General features: G+C 33.1%; 15 protein-coding genes. 12 read left to right on the top strand and 3 right to left on the bottom strand.

From position 1 onward, the window contains the following. Positions 1-212: 212 nt before the first annotated feature. Entirely contained in the window at positions 213-2435 is a 2223-nt protein-coding gene (locus FLAPXU55_RS21465; protein ID WP_180861230.1) for an FUSC family protein, read from the bottom strand. A gap of 199 nt (positions 2436-2634) precedes the next feature. On the opposite strand from FLAPXU55_RS21465, the gene def reads away from it, so the two are divergent. The 4 genes from def to mazG all read left to right on the top strand — a co-directional run bounded on the left by def (position 2635) and on the right by mazG (position 5685). Then, the gene (gene def / locus FLAPXU55_RS21460) at positions 2635-3225 is read left to right on the top strand and encodes a peptide deformylase (protein ID WP_053473614.1); all 591 of its coding nucleotides are present in this window, start codon (positions 2635-2637) and stop codon (positions 3223-3225) included. Between the two features lie 64 nt (positions 3226-3289). Continuing rightward, the gene (locus FLAPXU55_RS21455; protein WP_056206213.1) at positions 3290-3778 is read left to right on the top strand and encodes a DUF5606 family protein; all 489 of its coding nucleotides are present in this window, start codon (positions 3290-3292) and stop codon (positions 3776-3778) included. A gap of 234 nt (positions 3779-4012) precedes the next feature. After that, positions 4013-4822, top strand: coding sequence for a carbonic anhydrase (locus FLAPXU55_RS21450; protein ID WP_180861228.1), 810 nt, complete (start codon positions 4013-4015; stop codon positions 4820-4822). Between the two features lie 92 nt (positions 4823-4914). Further along, a complete protein-coding gene (gene mazG / locus FLAPXU55_RS21445; protein WP_180861226.1) occupies positions 4915-5685 on the top strand; it encodes a nucleoside triphosphate pyrophosphohydrolase in 771 nt (256 codons plus the stop codon). Position 5686: 1 nt separating this feature from the next. Here the strand turns inward: mazG and FLAPXU55_RS21440 are convergent, their stop codons facing one another. Continuing rightward, positions 5687-6367 carry a Crp/Fnr family transcriptional regulator gene (locus FLAPXU55_RS21440; RefSeq protein ID WP_180861224.1) on the bottom strand — a complete coding sequence of 227 codons (681 nt, stop codon included), beginning with the start codon at positions 6365-6367 and terminating at the stop codon, positions 5687-5689. 198 nt (positions 6368-6565) lie between these two features. Between FLAPXU55_RS21440 and FLAPXU55_RS21435 the strand changes: the two genes are divergently transcribed. The 8 genes from FLAPXU55_RS21435 to FLAPXU55_RS21400 all read left to right on the top strand — a co-directional run bounded on the left by FLAPXU55_RS21435 (position 6566) and on the right by FLAPXU55_RS21400 (position 15788). Then, positions 6566-8953, top strand: a complete 2388-nt coding sequence (locus FLAPXU55_RS21435) for a heavy metal translocating P-type ATPase (protein WP_180861222.1) — start codon at positions 6566-6568, stop codon at positions 8951-8953. 115 nt (positions 8954-9068) lie between these two features. After that, positions 9069-9260 carry a cbb3-type cytochrome oxidase assembly protein CcoS gene (gene ccoS / locus FLAPXU55_RS21430; RefSeq protein WP_053473608.1) on the top strand — a complete coding sequence of 64 codons (192 nt, stop codon included), beginning with the start codon at positions 9069-9071 and terminating at the stop codon, positions 9258-9260. A gap of 3 nt (positions 9261-9263) precedes the next feature. Then, positions 9264-11447: a cytochrome-c oxidase, cbb3-type subunit I gene (gene ccoN / locus FLAPXU55_RS21425; RefSeq protein WP_180861221.1), complete on the top strand. Its 2184-nt coding sequence runs from the start codon at positions 9264-9266 to the stop codon at positions 11445-11447. 7 nt (positions 11448-11454) lie between these two features. Next, the gene (locus FLAPXU55_RS21420) at positions 11455-11649 is read left to right on the top strand and encodes a CcoQ/FixQ family Cbb3-type cytochrome c oxidase assembly chaperone (protein ID WP_053473606.1); all 195 of its coding nucleotides are present in this window, start codon (positions 11455-11457) and stop codon (positions 11647-11649) included. A 2-nt stretch (positions 11650-11651) separates the two neighbouring features. After that, positions 11652-12590: a cbb3-type cytochrome c oxidase N-terminal domain-containing protein gene (locus FLAPXU55_RS21415; RefSeq protein ID WP_180861220.1), complete on the top strand. Its 939-nt coding sequence runs from the start codon at positions 11652-11654 to the stop codon at positions 12588-12590. Between the two features lie 10 nt (positions 12591-12600). Next, positions 12601-14019, top strand: coding sequence for a cytochrome c oxidase accessory protein CcoG (ccoG, locus tag FLAPXU55_RS21410; protein WP_180861219.1), 1419 nt, complete (start codon positions 12601-12603; stop codon positions 14017-14019). Positions 14020-14032: 13 nt separating this feature from the next. Next, positions 14033-14482 carry a FixH family protein gene (locus FLAPXU55_RS21405; RefSeq protein ID WP_180861218.1) on the top strand — a complete coding sequence of 150 codons (450 nt, stop codon included), beginning with the start codon at positions 14033-14035 and terminating at the stop codon, positions 14480-14482. A gap of 604 nt (positions 14483-15086) precedes the next feature. Continuing rightward, entirely contained in the window at positions 15087-15788 is a 702-nt protein-coding gene (locus FLAPXU55_RS21400) for a sulfite exporter TauE/SafE family protein (protein WP_180861217.1), read from the top strand. Here the strand turns inward: FLAPXU55_RS21400 and hemN are convergent. After that, positions 15785-17149 (bottom strand): oxygen-independent coproporphyrinogen III oxidase, encoded by a 1365-nt coding sequence (gene hemN / locus FLAPXU55_RS21395; RefSeq protein WP_180861216.1) that lies wholly within the window; start codon positions 17147-17149, stop codon positions 15785-15787. The genes FLAPXU55_RS21400 and hemN overlap by 4 nt on opposite strands. Positions 17150-17338 lie beyond the last annotated feature (189 nt).

Here is a 17338-nt window from a genome sequence, read left to right as displayed (position 1 = left end):
ATTGTTTTTTAATAACCTGACCTATCAAACGTTCCTACGGAACGCAGATTTGACTGATTTTTATTTTTTTCTACCTACGAAACATTCCTATGGAATGAAAAATAGGATATCAAAAAGTGATCAATTAAGTCACTAAAAACAAACAAAATAATTATAGTAAAAGAGCTGTCTCAAAAGTAGAGATAACCTCATTTTTTATTGATATAAACGATTTAATCGTTATTTACCGCTTTTAATTCTTTTGTTATTTTTAAAATTTTCTCTGCAAGATTACTCATCCAGATCAATTGTTCAATAACCATCGATGCTTCCTGCATTTTAGCCTGACGCGTTTCTTTATCCAGTTCATCGTCTGTTGCAAGGCGCGTAAAATTTTTACGTTTGAGTTCTTCAAACTGTAAAGTCACATCTTCTTTATCAAAAAAAGTATCTGTTATAATGGTTTCGTTTCTTAAAATAGAAATTGAATGCTCTAAGTTTAATAAAATAGTTTTTATAATATAATTGAATGATTCTGATGCCGATGTTGTTTGATGTGATTGAATATAAGTCGATAAAGACGCTAAAGCAGATAAAAGCGAATGATTTAAAACTACCAGTTTATTAACCAGCGGCATTGTTTTCTGCTTCGATTTTGGTTCCTGCATCATGCGCTGAAAAGAAGTCATTAAATTTCCTATTTCAACAAAAGCATTCTTTCTGGATAATCTGTAAGACGTTGGTATTTCACCTTTTTTATTATAAAAATCGGCAATTTCTTTAAGATAATTTCGATTTGCCCTGATCGAATTTTCGATATGGATTGGCGTATTAATAAATTCCCACGCAGGCCATAAAAACTGATTGGCAATAAAAGCTAAAGTTGCTCCCGCAAGCGAATCTAATATTCTAAACTGAATTACTTCAACAACATTTGGCGTTAAAATTCCATAAATAAATACCACATACATCGTTACAAACGTGGCACTTATTTTATAATTAATCTGCGTAAACGAAATTCCCAAAAGCATACATACAATCGAGAAAATACTCAAAGCAACATGATTTTGAATTACAGAAACAATTCCAAACGCAAGAAGTCCTCCTAAAATAGTTCCGAAGATTCTGTTATAAGAACGCTCTTTGGTTAAACCATAACCCGGACGCATAATTACTACAATGGTCAATAAAATCCAATATACATTTTGAAACGGCAGAAATTTTCCGATTACAAAACCAATTAAAATCGTAATCGTTAATCGAAGCGAATGCCTGAATATGGACGAAGAATAACTGAAATTTTCAATAAGGGTTCTTATAGGATAATATTGCGGTGTTAAGAATTTTTCTAATTCCTTGTCCTTATCTTTCAACTTGTAAGACTGCATTGCCAGCGAGAAAGCACGCTGAATAATTTTAATTTTCCCAACCTGATTTTTGGCATACTTGAGCATATTGGTCAGCATCAAGACACCTTCTGCAGCTTCTTCTTTACCTAAAGTTTTTTCGTAATCAAAAATGGCAAATTCAAGCGCATCTAATTCATTTTTCAAATCATTTTTATCTACATAAACCGCAATATGGTGCACGTTTTTTGAAAGCTTTTTAAGAGTAGAAGCTAGTTTGTAAGCAACATTTTGATACGTACGAAGCACTTCAGGATGTTTGGCAAACTTTTCATGAAGTTTACTGTGATCAAATGACGTGTAAAGCGCCAATTCCTGAATTTCAACCAAAGTGATAAATACCAGAAGCATTTTTCGATTTTGCGTTGTAGTTGCAGATGCATTTTGATTTCCAATAAGCATTTTACGTAAATCTTCATGAATCAAATTAAGATCAACTTGTATCGCTAATTGTTTTTCTATAATTTTTTGACGATCTGCAGCGGGGCTCCATAAATCACCTCTTAATTTTAAATACTTTGCAGTCAGTTTTATACCCTCGGCAATTTGTAATTCTACATATTTATAAGGCTGTACAAAATGAAAAACCAGTGAAACTATAAGATATAAAATTCCTCCCGTAAAAATAAATCCGGAATATTGCAAAGCTTCCCAGCCAGTATGCAAATGCCCAAATGATAAAGAAATCGACAATAAAGCAGAAAACGAAACCAAAGTAGCACGCTGTCCGTAAACTGAAATCATCGAACATAAAAACAATAAAAAACCTAAAAACGGATAAAATAAAAGAGGAAAGGGATAAGCAAGATTTACTAATAAATTTACACCCGAAACAATTAAAGAAGCAACAATTAATCCTTTGATTTTGTGGCTTAATGAACTCGGAATATCACTTGGATACGTATAAAAAGCACCAAGCGCAATAGTAAAACCTATTTCAAAATGCCCTAAAAAATTCAAAATTACAACAGGTACAACCGAAGCAATAGTAACTTTTGATGCATTTAAAAAAGAAGTACTGTTGGTAAATTTCGAGATTCGATCAAACATATCGTGAGGTTTACTAGCAAAGTTAAGAATTGTACGAAATATTTTGGCATAATTATAGCGGAGTTTTCCAAAGCATATAAAAAATTGTTATAATGTGGCTTTACAGCTAATCGTTGAGTATTTTTTACTATTTTTGCCAGCTGAAATATGTTAACCCTAATATAACGTTTTCATTAGATAAAACATTAAATAATTACAAATGATTTTACCAATTGTAGGATATGGTGATCCTGTTTTAAGAAAAGTAGGAACGGCAGTTACGCCAGATTATCCAAACTTAAAAGAGACAATAGCAAACATGTATGAAACCATGTATAATGCTTTAGGAGTTGGACTTGCAGCACCGCAGGTTGGTCTTCCTATTCGCCTATTTGTTATTGATACAACTCCTTTTAGCGACGATGAGGATTTACCAGAAAATGAACAGAAAGACTTAAAAGGTTTCAAAAAGACTTTTATCAATGCTAAAATCGTTAAAGAAGAAGGTGAAGAGTGGAGTTTTAATGAAGGATGTTTGAGTATTCCTGACGTTAGAGAAGATGTTTACAGAAAACCAACTGTTACGATTGAGTATTGTGAAGAAGATTTCGTAATGAAAACAGAGGTTTTTGACGGTTTAATCGCAAGAGTTATTCAACACGAGTACGATCATATCGAAGGCATTTTATTTACTGATAAAATATCTTCTTTAAAAAAGCGTTTGATTCAAAAGAAATTAAAAAACATCACCGAAGGCAAGACTTTTCAGGAATACAGAATGAAATTTGCCGCTGCAAAGAAAGGAAGATAAAAAGTTCTAAATAATTAGAACATTAATAAAAAGACAAAAATTCTTAATACTAATTTTAATAAACATGAATTTAGACAAAATTTTAGCCATTTCTGGGAAACCAGGTTTATATGTATTGAAAGTGCAGACTCGTACAGGTTTTGTGGCAGAATCATTATTAGACGGAAAAAAAATTACAGTAAACTTAAAAAGTAATGTAAGCTTACTATCAGAAATTTCAATTTATACACACGAAGGAGAAAAACCATTGACTGAAGTAATGCAAAAAATTGCTGCTAAAGAAAACAAAGGTCAGGCGATTTCTCACAAAGAAGATAATGCAACTTTAGCTGCTTATTTTAAAGAAATTTTACCGGATTATGATGAAGAAAGAGTTTATCCTTCAGATATTAAAAAAGTATTAAACTGGTACAACACACTTCAGGCTAAAGGTTTAGTTACTGATTTAGCTCCAGCTGCTGCTGAAGCTCCGGAAGAAACCCCGGCTGTTGAAGAAAAGCCAAAAAAAGCACCAGCTGCTAAAAAGCCAAAAGCTAAAAAAGAAGAAAAATAATTTTTTCTGAATTCAAATACATTTGATCCCGTTAAGATATTTCTTAACGGGATTTTTTATTTAAAATTAGTTGCTATTTAAGTTTTAAACTATAATTTTGTAAGAAAAATAGTATTTCACAATAACATAAAATTGGATTTGATTGTTTGTGTTTTTGTACATGAATGCATTGTTTTCGCAGTTGTTTTGAAATTTTTTTTTGGCTTTGAAACTAAATTTTAAATGATAGGAAAAATGAAAAAGGGAATAAAAATTTTTGCCGTAATAGCAGCTTTAGTATTAGCGACAGCCTGCAATAACAAATCAAAAGAAACAGAACAATCTGTAACTTCATCAGATTCAACAAAAACCGAAGAACACCACAAGAAACATTGGGAATACGAAGGTGAAGCTGGGCCAGATCATTGGTCAGAAATCGATCAGAATGATTGCGGAGGAAAAACACAATCTCCAATTGATATTGTAGAAACAGAAAAAGATAAAACAATAAAACCTATTGATTTTCATTACAATCAAAAAACAAAAATTCACGATGTTGTCAATAACGGGCATACTATTCAATTTGATTTTGAACCTGGAGATTATATTGTAATCAATGGAGATCAATACGAATTAAAACAATTTCATTTTCATGAATCAGCAGAACATACTATAAAAGGTGTGCGATATCCGTTAGAAATTCACATGGTTCATAAAAATAAAGACGGAAAATTTGCCGTAGTTTCTATTATGGCACAAGAAGACAAGAAAAGCAATGAAACTTTTGAATTTCTTGATAAGTATCTGCCTAAAAAAGCCAACGATACTGTAAAAGTTAACAACGATTTTAATATCAATAAAGTTCTTCCTCAAAATAGATCTTTTTACACTTATACGGGTTCATTGACAACACCGCCTTGTACAGAAAGTGTACAATGGTTTATTTTTAAAACTCCAATAGAAGTTTCTATTAAAATGATAACAGATTTAAAAAAGATAATGCCATTGAATAATTTTAGGAACGTTCAGGAATTAAACGGCAGAAAAATTAAAGAGTCAATCTAAATAAAAAGAAGGTATTTTGCCTTCTTTTTTAGTTTATGAAAGAGTCATTTAATTCGCAAATTGTTTTAATTTTGGTATCTTAAAATAAAAAAATGAGCAAAGAACTTCAACTCAAAGCCTTCGAAAGATTATTAATTATCATGGATGAACTTCGTGAACAATGTCCGTGGGATAAAAAACAGACCTTGCAGACATTAAGGCATTTAACGATTGAAGAAACCTATGAATTAGGCGATGCCATTTTAGACAACGATTTAAACGAAGTAAAAAAAGAACTTGGAGATTTACTGCTGCATATTGTTTTTTATGCTAAAATAGGTTCAGAAACCAATGATTTTGATATTGCAGATGTCTGCAATGAAATCTGTGATAAATTAATTCACCGTCATCCGCATATTTATTCGAATACAGTTGTAAAAGATGAAGAAGAAGTAAAACAAAACTGGGAGAAACTAAAACTTAAAGAAGGTAAAAAATCTGTTTTAGAAGGAGTTCCAAAAAGTTTACCGGCATTAGTAAAAGCAAGCCGAATTCAGGATAAAGTAAAAGGTGTAGGTTTTGACTGGGAGGAACCGCACCAGGTTTGGGATAAAGTTCAGGAAGAACTAAACGAATTGCAGGTTGAAGTTCAAGCCGGCGATCAGGATAAAATTGAAGCAGAATTTGGAGATGTTTTATTCTCGATGATAAACTATGCCAGATTTTTAAATGTAAATCCGGAAGATGCTTTAGAACGCACGAATAAAAAATTTATTAAGCGTTTTCAATATCTGGAAAGTAAAGCAGGTGAATTAGGAAAACCTTTAATGGATATGACTTTGGCAGAAATGGATGTTTTTTGGAACGAAGCTAAAAAACAGTAGTTTATTCTGCCATTCGTTTTAATGCCTTTACATTTTTAAGCATTATTTTTTTACCAACTAATTCAATTAATTCCAGTTTATTAAAGTCAGATAATAAGCGGATGCAGCTTTCAGTTGCTGTTCCTATTATTCCCGCAAGTTCTTCTCTGGTAAGCTGTACTTTTAGGGTTTTATCTTCATTTTCTCCAAACTCATTATGTAAATGCAATAAAGTTTCTGCCAAACGCTGTTTGACCGTTTTTTGAACCAAAGCAATTTTATCATTTTCAGATTCTTTCAAATCCTCGCATACAGACTGCATCAAATTCAGGGAAAACTGATTATTGTTATTAAAGAAATGTATAATTTCAGATTTCGGAATAAAACAAACTTCCATATCAGCAATAGCTTTTGCAGATAAATTTGCAGGTTCATTGCTAATCATGGAACGCTGTCCTAAAAGTTCTCCGGATTTTACAAGCTTAACGATTTGATCTTTTCCGTTGGCACTCAATTTTGAAAGCTTTCCAACTCCGTCCTTAACGCAGAAAACGCCATTTGTAACATCGCCCTCTTCAAAAATAGCTTCGCCTTTTTTAATCGTATAGGTAGTTTTGCTATTAGCTAATTTTATAACTTCATCTTTATTTAGGGCTTTTAGAGAAGAAAGCTGACGAACAATACATTGATCACATTTATTCATAGCAGGAGTAATTTGGAGCAAAATTAACCAATTCCTGCGGTTTAAAAGTACTTTTACGTCTAAAAATGCGTAGAAAAAGGTATTATTTCAATTTGACAAATTATTTCATTACTTTAGGATTAGATTTCGTTATAACATGATAAATGTCATAGTTATAGTCACTGCCTTTTTTGAATTTTGCAAATTAAAAAACAAATTATGAGCGAGCAGAGTTGTTTTCATTGCGGGCTGACTATTCCTAAAAATGAAGAAATCAATTTTGATGAAAAAAAGTTTTGTTGTACTGGTTGTAAAACAGTTTACGAAATTTTTAGTCAAAATGATTTAACCTGCTATTATGATTTCGAAAAATCCCCTGGCGCTACTCCTCAAGACATTCAGGGCAAATATGACTTTTTAGACAACGAAGCAATTTTAGCTAAAGTTCTCGAATTTCAAGAAGCAAATACTTCAATAGTTTCATTAAATATTCCGCATATTCACTGCAGTTCATGCATTTGGATTCTCGAAAACCTAAATCGTTTACAGCCCGGAATCAGCGCTTCGCAAGTTAATTTCCCCGAAAAAAAAGTTCGAATTACCTTCAATTCAGAAACCGTTTCTCTTAAATCAATTGTATACCTATTAAGTTCAATAGGTTATGAACCCTATATTAGTTTAGAAAATTACGAAACAGGTAAAAATAAAGTAGACAGAAGTTTAACTTATAAAGTAGGGGTTGCCTTTTTCTGTTTCGGAAACATTATGCTGCTTTCATTTCCAGAATATTTCGAAATCAAAGAATTCTGGTTAGATAGTTATAAACCGTTTTTCAGGATTTTAATTTTTCTTTTAGCGTTGCCGAGTTTTTTCTATTCTGCAAGCGGTTATTACGTTTCAGCTTATCATAGTATAAGAACCAGAATGCTAAACATTGATATTCCTATTGCTTTAGGGATTATTATAATGTTTATCCGCAGCAGTTATGATATGTTGATGGATCACGGACCGGGATTTTTTGACAGTTTGGCCAGTTTGGTTTTCTTTATGCTGCTGGGTAAAATGTTTCAAACCAAAACCTATAGTTTTTTAAGTTTCGAAAGAGATTTTAAATCCTATTTCCCAATTGCAGTAACCAGAATCAACGCTGATTTTTCAGAAGAAAATGTTCCAATTTATGATGTTTTAAAAGGAAACAGATTATTGATTCGAAATCAGGAATTGATTCCCGTAGACGGAATTTTAATGAACGAAAAGGCCGAAATTGATTATAGTTTCGTAACCGGAGAAGCTGTTCCAATCACAAAAAAATCAGGAGATAAAATATTCGCAGGCGGAAAACAAATTGGAAAAGTAATCGAAATGGAAGTCCTGCATTCTGTTTCACAAAGTTATCTGACCCAATTATGGAGTAACGAAATTTTTCAAAAAAAAGTAGAACAAAAACACAAAACGATTACAGATGCTTTAAGCCGTTATTTTACGCCTATTTTATTGTTAATTGCCTTTGCAGGATTTGGTTACTGGATATTTATCGATGCCAATACTGCTTTTAATGTTTTTACCGCAGTATTAATTGTGGCATGTCCTTGTGCACTTGCGTTAACGGCCCCGTTTACTTTTGGAAACATTCTCAGAATAATGGGTAAACAAAAAATGTATCTTAAAAACGCCTTAGTAATCGAACAATTGGCTAAAGTTGATACTATTGTTTTTGATAAAACCGGAACGATTACGACCAATAAAAAATCTAATATTTTATACGAAGGAATTGATTTTTCAGATAAAAATTTACAATTAATAAAAAATGTACTCCGAGGTTCAAATCATCCTTTAAGCAGAATGCTGTATGACTTTTTACCAGAATATGACAGAGTTAAAATTGATGATTTTCAGGAAATTACTGGGAAAGGAATTTTGGCTTTCGCCGAAGAAAAAGAAGTGAAAATAGGTTCTTCATCATTTGTTGAAAGCCCGATTTTAGACTCTTCAGAAATAGAACGAACCTCGCTCCATATTAAAATCGACAATATATACTACGGAAAATTTGTTTTCCAAAATCAATATCGTGAAGGACTTGAAAAGTTGTTTGCAACGCTTAGCAAAGAATATAATATAAAAGTGCTTTCTGGTGATAATGATGGCGAAAGAGAAAATCTGGAAGCCATTTTACCAAAAAATACAGAATTGGTTTTTAACCAAAAGCCAGAGCAGAAATTAGACTTTATTAAAAAACTGCAGGAAACAGGGAAAAACGTTATGATGGTAGGAGATGGTTTAAATGATGCCGGAGCCCTTGCACAAAGTAATATTGGAGTTTCTGTATCCGAAAACGTAAATGTATTTTCTCCGGCCTGCGATGCAATTCTCGATGCAGGCGAATTTTCAAGATTAAACTATTTCTTAAAGCTTTCTCATAAATCGATCCTGATTATTAAAATGAGTTTTGGCCTGTCACTTCTATATAATATCGTAGGTCTTACGTTTGCTGTTACGGGAAATTTGCTTCCTATTGTTGCGGCAATCATTATGCCTTTAAGTACAATTACGATTGTTAGCTTCGTTACTTTTATGTCTAATTACTTCATTTGTAAGAATTTAAATTGATTTTATGTAATTTGTAAGATTATTTTACTTAATTTTAACATTCTTCTATAAGCATGATAATTATCATATTTTAAACGCCACTGACCTAGTAATTTTGTTAACATAAATTTACGGTATGAGTGTTATTTATCTTTTAATTTCAGTAAGTATTTTCGTGGCAGTCTGTTTCTTTATTGCCTTTATCGTTGCTGTCAAATCCGGACAATATGATGACGATTATACGCCCTCGGTCAGAATCCTTTTTGATGACGAGACAAAAATTATTTCCCCAAATAATAATTCACCAATCGAAGAAAAACAAGTATAAATTATGGAAATGGAACAGTTTTATTACGACAACAAAATTGTAAAAAAATTCATTTACGCCACCATTCTTTTTGGAGTTGTGGGTATGTTAGTGGGGCTGACCCTGGCGGTTATGTACCTTTTTCCCAATATTACAGATGGGATTTCATGGCTTAGTTATGGTCGTTTAAGGCCATTACACACAAACGCCGTTATTTTCGCCTTTGTTGGGAATGCTTTTTTTGCAGGTATGTATTATTCAATGCAAAGATTGCTAAAAGCCAGAATGTTTAGTGATTTTTTAAGTAATCTGCATTTTTGGGGCTGGCAGTTAATCATTGTCGCCGCAGCCATCACATTACCATTAGGATATACTTCTTCGAAGGAATATGCAGAACTTGAATGGCCTATTGATATTGCTATAGCGTTAATTTGGGTTGTAATGGGGATTAACATGATAGGAACCATGCTGCGTCGTAGAGAGCGTCATTTATATGTAGCAATTTGGTTTTATCTGGCAACATTTGTAACGGTTGCTGTATTGCATATTTTCAATAATATCGAAATTCCTGTTTCAGGATTAAAAAGTTACTCTGTATACGCAGGTGTACAGGATGCATTAGTACAATGGTGGTACGGACATAATGCGGTTGCATTTTTCTTAACAACACCATTTTTAGGATTGATGTATTATTTCGTTCCTAAAATTGCAAATCGTCCTATTTACTCTTATAGACTATCTATTATTCACTTTTGGTCTTTAATTTTTATCTATATCTGGGCAGGGCCTCACCACTTATTATATTCAGCATTACCAAACTGGGCCCAAAATTTAGGTGTCGCATTTTCAATAATGCTTATTGCTCCATCTTGGGGAGGTATGATCAACGGACTTTTAACTTTAAGAGGTGCATGGGATAAAGTTCGTGAAGAACCAGTTTTGAAATTCTTCGTAGTAGCCATTACAGGTTACGGAATGGCGACTTTTGAAGGACCAATGTTATCGCTGAAAAATGTAAATGCTATTGCGCATTATACAGACTGGATCGTTGCACACGTACACGTAGGTGCTTTAGCATGGAACGGATTTATGTCATTTGCTATTATTTACTGGTTGATTCCACGAATGACAAAAACAACATTGTTTTCTAAAAAATTAGCAAACTTCCATTTCTGGATTGGTACCCTTGGTATTATTGTATATACAATTCCGTTATATGTGGCTGGTTTTCAACAAGCATCAATGTGGAAACAATTTAATCCAGACGGAACTTTAACTTACGGAAACTTCCTTGAAACAGTAACTGCAATTATGCCAATGTATTGGATGAGAGCAATTGGAGGTAGTTTGTATCTAATAGGAATGCTGACATTGGTATACAACATTATCATGACAGTTAGAGTTGGTGAAACAATCGAAGATGAATTAGCACAAGCTCCGGCGTTACAAAAAATCAGCAGTAATAGATTAAGTGGCGAAAGATTCCATTCATGGTTAGAAAGAAAACCAATCCAGTTAACCATTTTAGCTACAATTGCTATTTTAATTGGAGGAGTTATTCAGATCGTACCAACAATTATGGTGAAATCTAATATTCCAACTATTTCAAGTGTAAAACCATATACACCATTAGAACTTGAAGGACGTGATTTATATATCAGAGAAGGCTGTGTGGGTTGTCACTCACAATCAGTTCGTCCGTTTAGAAGTGAAGTTGAACGTTATGGACCTCAGTCAAAAGCAGGAGAATTTGTTTATGATCATCCATTCTTATGGGGATCAAAACGTACAGGTCCGGATTTGTTAAGAGTAGGAGGTAAATACAATGACAACTGGCACTTTAACCACATGTGGAATCCGCAAAGTACATCTGCAGGATCAATTATGCCGGGTTATAAATGGTTATTTGATAATAAACCTTTAGACATTTCATTGACTCAAAAGAAAATGAATGTGATGATTTCACTTGGAGTTCCTTATTCGGCAGAAGAAGTTGCAAACGCACAAAAAACTTTAAGAGATCAGGCGGTTAAAATTGAGAAAAGTTTAGAAAATGATCCTGACTTTGTAAAAAGTTATGAAAAAAGCCGTGAAAAAGCAGCTGCAACAGGTGAAAAATTCATTCCTATGAATAAAAGAGAAATTGTCGCTTTGATTGCTTATATACAAAGACTTGGTACTGATATTAAAGTAAAAGAAACTAAATAACAGCATTATGTTTGAACAAATAAAACACAATATGGAAACGATATCGGGTGTAGAAATTTACCCGATACTTTCCCTCTTGATTTTCTTCTTCTTTTTCGTAGGATTAGGCATTTGGGTGTTCTCTTATAAAAAAGATAAAATTCAGGAAATGAGTAATATACCTTTAGAAGAAGGGCAAGTTATAATCTCAAAAGATAGATAAAAATGAAAAAGTTTTTCCCAGTATATGTTAGAGTACCGCTGATTTTCTTCATCGTATTCGCTTTGATGGAATATTGTATAGATTCAGGCGACAGACCTGCTTTTATAAAATACCCAATGGTATCTGTCTTTTTACTTGTTTTTCTGTTTATTTTAATTGCGATCGAAGTTACACTTACTGCTGTAAACAAGGTAATGTATCAACTATTGTCGCCAGAAGAAAAAGCAAAATTAGATTACGAAAATAGTTTAAGTCTTCAGGAAAGTACTTGGTTCAAAGAATTAATGCATAAGCTTACTAAGACAGAACCAATGTCTAAAGAAGCTGATTTATTGATGGATCATGATTATGACGGAATCAAAGAGCTTGATAATAATTTACCGCCGTGGTGGGTTTACTTATTCTATATCTGTATCATTTTTGGAGTAATCTATGTAGTCCGTTACGATGTTTTAGGAGCCGATGATCAGGAAATGGAACTTAAAAAAGAAATGGCACAAGCTAAAATTGATGTCGAAGAATACTTAAAAACAGCTCCGGATTTAATGGATGAAAAAACGGTTGTTTTACTGACTGATGATGCAAGTTTAGCAGAAGGAAAAGAAATTTTCGCAATGAATTGTGCAGCTTGCCACAGAGCAGATGCAGGAGGGCAAATTGGACCTAACTTAACAGATGATCATTGGATTTTAGGCGGAGGTATTAAAAATGTATTTCATACCATTACTAACGGTGGACGTGATGGAAAAGGAATGGTTTCGTGGAAAACAAATGGTATGAAACCAAAAGAAATTCAAAAAGTGGCGAGTTACATTTTATCACTGCAAGGATCAAATCCAAAAGATCCAAAAGAGCCGGAAGGAGATGTTTGGGTAGACGAAAGTGCTCCTAAAACAGATGCAGCAGCTACAAAAAAAGATACCACAGCAGTTAAAAAATAATTATAATATCATGTCAAATTTACCAGACGAAGCTTTTAGAGATACCATTGGAACTATAGATGAAGGTGGTAAAAGGAAATTTATTTTTCCAAAGAAACCGTCTGGTAAATTTTATGATTACCGTAAAATTGTCAGTTATGTTTTATTGGCAATTTTGATAGTAAATCCGTTTATAAAAGTAAACGGAAACCAGTTTATGATGTTCAATATCATTGAACGTCGTTTTAATATCTTCGGCTTCCCTTTTTGGCCGCAGGATTTTTACCTCTTTGTAATTTCAATGCTTATTGGCGTTGTTTTTATACTTTTATTTACCGTTGTTTTTGGCCGAATATTTTGCGGATGGATTTGTCCGCAGACCATTTTTCTTGAGATGGTTTTTCGACGAATCGAATATTGGATTGATGGCGACCGCGGTTCACAATCCCGCTTGGCAAGACAGGAATGGAACGCTGAAAAAATCAGAAAAAGATTGACTAAATGGACGATTTTCTTTTTGATCTCTTTTGGAATTGCAAATATTTTTCTGGCTTATTTAGTAGGAAGTGATTCTTTACTATTAATGGTGGAACAAGGCCCAATTCAGCAAGCAAGTAATTTTATTGCACTACTTATTTTTACCGGAGTTTTCTATTTTGTTTTTGTCTGGTTCCGCGAACAGGTTTGTATAATTGCCTGTCCGTACGGAAGACTGCAAGGCGTTCTTTTAGATAATAAATCTATAAACGTTGCGTACGATTTTGTGAGAGGAGAAAAAGAAGCAGGAAGGGCAAAGTTCAATAAAAAAGAAGACAGAGCTTTAACCGGAAAAGGAGATTGTATTGATTGCCTTCAATGTGTTCATGTATGCCCAATGGGAATTGACATTAGAAACGGAACTCAGTTAGAATGTACAAACTGTACCGCATGTATTGACGAATGCGATCACATAATGGAAAGTGTAGGATTGCCAAAAGGTCTTATTCGTTACGCATCAGAAGATGAAATCGTTAAAAAAGAGCCTTTTAAGTTTACTGCCAGAATGAAAGGTTACAGCGCCGTTCTTTTCATTTTATCAGGCATTTTTGTTGGAATGCTATTTTTAAGAACAGATGTTCAGGCTGTTATCCTGCGATTACCAGGACAGCTTTTTCAGCATAAAGGAGATAAAATAAGTAATGTTTATACCTATAAAATTGTCAACAAAACCATGAAAGATTATAACGATATTCATTTTGAATTAATCGATCAGAAAGGTGAAATTAACAATGTAGGGAAAGAGCATTTTAAAGTGGCAAAAGAAGCTATTTCACAAGGAACTTTATTTATCGAAATAGAGGAAGTTTTACTGGAAAGTGATAAAACGAATGTAAAAATTGGTGTGTATAACGGCAAGGAACTGCTGGAAACAACCACTACAAATTTCTTAGGGCCACGAAGTTTTAATTAAAATATACAGTATTATGAAAATTAATTGGGGAACCGGAATTGTCATTGCATTTGCTTTGTTTATGACGTTTATATTATACTTTGTTTTTGAAGTACAATCGAATAGTAAATATGACAACGACTTGGTTGTAGAAGAATATTACAAACACGACACCCATTTTCAGGAAGAAATGGCCAGAATTCAAAATGCACATGATTTACAGCATAAACCTTCAGTAAAGTTTGAAGAAGATGGTGTAAAAGTTACTTTTCCTGCCACTTTTGAAAGTGATAAAATTAAAGGGAATATTTTGTTGTACCGACCTTCAAACAAAAAATTCGATTTTAATACTGAAATCGCTTTGACGAATTCTTCAATTGTAATTCCGCATAAAAAACTAATCAAAGGTCGTTGGGATGTTAATATGGAATGGCAATATGAAGGGAAAAAATACCTGACAAAAGAAGTTATTTACGTAAAGTGATTTAGTCTTTTTTGCGTAAAGTTTAGTCCCTACGGGGCAATAGAAGTACTCGACTATTTCTTTTCTACCGATATTTTATCTCTACTAGATATGTCCAGTTAGGAACAACTCATCGGTAATAATAAATGATTTATAAAATAGATTATTAGTTATATAGTAAAAAACATGCTCCGTTAGGAGCAACATATGGGGAGAAATAAAGCATATCGATAATGTAAAATGTCCCGTAGGGACTATACGTTAATATTGATTTAGCTTTTGGGCAAAATGTTTAGTCCCTACGGGACAATAGAGTATTTGAGTATTTTCTTTTTTACCGATATTTTATCTCTACGAGATATGTTTGAATAATATGCTGTCAAAGGAAAATATCGCTAATTAATTTAAATAAGATCTGCTCCTTTAGGAGCAACATATCGGTAGAAAAAAACATATTAATAATGTAAATGTCCCGTAGGGACTACAGTATTTTACATATATAAAATTTTTACGAGATATGTTCCGTTAGGAACAACTGATTGGTAGAAAAAATATAAAATTCCATAAAAAAGTATCCCGCAGGGACACATGATAATCGAAAATTCATCAATAAAAATCAATAAAAATGTTATTTTCAGCATTCATATTAGGTCTTATCAGCAGTCTGCATTGTGTTGGCATGTGCGGGCCAATTGCTATGATGCTTCCAGTTGATCATCGGAATGAAGCTAAAAAAGTGACACAGATTATAACGTATCATTTAGGAAGATTAACCGCTTACTCAGCAATTGGTTTAATCTTCGGATTACTGGGAAGAGGTTTTTTCTTAGCAGGAATGCAGCAAAAAATGTCTATTTTTATTGGCATTGCAATGATTTTAATTGCTCTGATACCTGAAAAAGTATTCGCCAAATACAATTTCTCAAAACCCGTTTACAGAGTTATTTCAAATATAAAAACAAGTTTAGGAAGCCAGTTTAAAAAGAAAAGCTACAAATCTCTTTTTACAATTGGTTTGTTAAACGGATTCTTGCCATGCGGAATGGTATATGTGGCTCTGTTTGGAGCAATTGCTATGCAGAGTGCTGGCTTTGGAGTTTTATATATGTTTTTATACGGATTAGGAACAATTCCGTTAATGACAGTTGTAGTTTACGTCAATTCATTATTAAAATTACCATTTCGAAATAAAATTCAAAAAGCAATTCCCTATGTTGCCGTGATAATTGGAGTATTATTTATTCTAAGAGGTTTAGGTTTAGGAATTCCCTATTTATCTCCTTCAAATATGAGTTTGTTTGTTCAGGGAACTCCTAATTGTCATTAAACCGTCATCGAAAACAAGTTTGTTTCTGGTGATTTTCTTTTTAAATGTAAATCAAAAGCCATACAAATATTGCGAACAAATGGTCTGCCAGCTTCAGTGATTTTGATTTTATCTTCTTCAATTACAATTAATTGATCGTTCTCTATTTCCTTCAGGTCCATTAAAACTTGAGGCAATTCTTTAAAATATAAAGAATCTTTACTCCAGGAAGTTTCAAGCTCGCAGGTTAAATTCAAAATATGTTTTCTAATGATAAGATCTTCATCAGTTAAAATGTGACCTTTTACAACCGGAAGCTGATCCCATTCTAATAGCTGATAATAATCTTCTAGATTTTTAGTGTTTTGAGCAAATCCGTACCAGCTGTCGCTGATTGAAGAAACACCCAAACCAATCATAAGTTGTGTTTTTGAAGCACTATAACCCATAAAATTTCGATGCATCTTTTTGTTGTGCGCAGCATGAAATAAACTGTCTGAAGATAAAGCAAAATGATCCATTCCAATTTCATTATAACCATTGGTTGAAAGCAATTGTTTGCCAATTTCATAAAGCTGTCGTTTTTCAGCATCTTTTGGAAGATTTTCATCGTTGAATCCGCGTTGACCATTTCCTTTAATCCACGGCACGTGAGCATAGCTGTAAAATGCCAGCCTATCTGGTTTTAAGGAATTTGTTTTCTCAACCGTATCAACAACATCATCTAAAGTTTGAAAAGGCAGTCCGAATATAATATCGTGTCCGATAGATTTATAACCAATTTCTTTTGCCCAAAAAGTAACCTTGGCAACATTATGAAAAGGCTGAATTCGATTAATGGCCTTCTGTACTTTTTCTGAATAATCCTGAACACCAAAACTCACTCGGCGAAAGCCCAAATCATATAATTTTTTAAGCTGTTCGTAAGTTGTATTATTAGGATGTCCTTCAAAGCTAAATTCATGATTTTCAGCTTTATTTGCAAAACTGAAAATACCATTGATAAGATGTTCTAAATTATTGGTTGAGAAAAAAGTAGGCGTTCCTCCGCCTAAATGTATTTCTTTAATAAAAGGTTTTTCGGGCAGTTGTTTGCAATACAAACTCCATTCTTTTAAAAGCGCCTGAATGTATTTTTCTTCGACAGAATGATTTTTTGTAATTCGTTTGTTGCATCCGCAAAAGGTGCACATACTTTCGCAAAAAGGAAGATGAATATATAGACTAATTCCATTTTTTGAATTGCTTTCGGCAAATGCTTTTTGAAAAGATGTTTTCCATTCTCCAACTGTGAAAGCGGTTTCATTCCAATAAGGAACCGTAGGATAACTGGTGTATCTTGGGCCAGGCACATTGTATTTCTGGGTCAATGAAATTTTCATAAAGACGGATTTAGTTTATATCAAAATTACTGTTTGAACCACAGACATAAAATGACAAATATCATGTATGAGACAAAAAAAAGAGACTCATAATGAACTGCCCCCAAAAAGTTAGACACTATTTGGGGGCATTTTTATGGAAAGAAAAGTCAAGTACAATTGTGAATTTAAACTTCGTTGTGTAGAAGA

Source organism: Flavobacterium panici (assembly GCF_903819335.1).
Taxonomy (GTDB): Bacteria; Bacteroidota; Bacteroidia; order Flavobacteriales; family Flavobacteriaceae; genus Flavobacterium; species Flavobacterium panici.
Note: the sequence above shows the minus strand (reverse complement) of the source record. Positions and strands in the feature narration are given on the sequence as shown.

Bases quoted from the DNA above. Each gene is read 5' to 3' on its own strand.
- FLAPXU55_RS21465 (WP_180861230.1), bottom strand. From the start codon at position 2,435: ATGTTTGATCGAATCTCGAAATTTACCAACAGTACTTCTTTTTTAAAT.
- def (WP_053473614.1), top strand. From the start codon at position 2,635: ATGATTTTACCAATTGTAGGATATGGTGATCCTGTTTTAAGAAAAGTA.
- FLAPXU55_RS21455 (WP_056206213.1), top strand. From the start codon at position 3,290: ATGAATTTAGACAAAATTTTAGCCATTTCTGGGAAACCAGGTTTATAT.
- FLAPXU55_RS21450 (WP_180861228.1), top strand. From the start codon at position 4,013: ATGAAAAAGGGAATAAAAATTTTTGCCGTAATAGCAGCTTTAGTATTA.
- mazG (WP_180861226.1), top strand. From the start codon at position 4,915: ATGAGCAAAGAACTTCAACTCAAAGCCTTCGAAAGATTATTAATTATC.
- FLAPXU55_RS21440 (WP_180861224.1), bottom strand. From the start codon at position 6,367: ATGAATAAATGTGATCAATGTATTGTTCGTCAGCTTTCTTCTCTAAAA.
- FLAPXU55_RS21435 (WP_180861222.1), top strand. From the start codon at position 6,566: ATGAGCGAGCAGAGTTGTTTTCATTGCGGGCTGACTATTCCTAAAAAT.
- ccoS (WP_053473608.1), top strand. From the start codon at position 9,069: ATGAGTGTTATTTATCTTTTAATTTCAGTAAGTATTTTCGTGGCAGTC.
- ccoN (WP_180861221.1), top strand. From the start codon at position 9,264: ATGGAAATGGAACAGTTTTATTACGACAACAAAATTGTAAAAAAATTC.
- FLAPXU55_RS21420 (WP_053473606.1), top strand. From the start codon at position 11,455: ATGTTTGAACAAATAAAACACAATATGGAAACGATATCGGGTGTAGAA.
- FLAPXU55_RS21415 (WP_180861220.1), top strand. From the start codon at position 11,652: ATGAAAAAGTTTTTCCCAGTATATGTTAGAGTACCGCTGATTTTCTTC.
- ccoG (WP_180861219.1), top strand. From the start codon at position 12,601: ATGTCAAATTTACCAGACGAAGCTTTTAGAGATACCATTGGAACTATA.
- FLAPXU55_RS21405 (WP_180861218.1), top strand. From the start codon at position 14,033: ATGAAAATTAATTGGGGAACCGGAATTGTCATTGCATTTGCTTTGTTT.
- FLAPXU55_RS21400 (WP_180861217.1), top strand. From the start codon at position 15,087: ATGTTATTTTCAGCATTCATATTAGGTCTTATCAGCAGTCTGCATTGT.
- hemN (WP_180861216.1), bottom strand. From the start codon at position 17,149: ATGAAAATTTCATTGACCCAGAAATACAATGTGCCTGGCCCAAGATAC.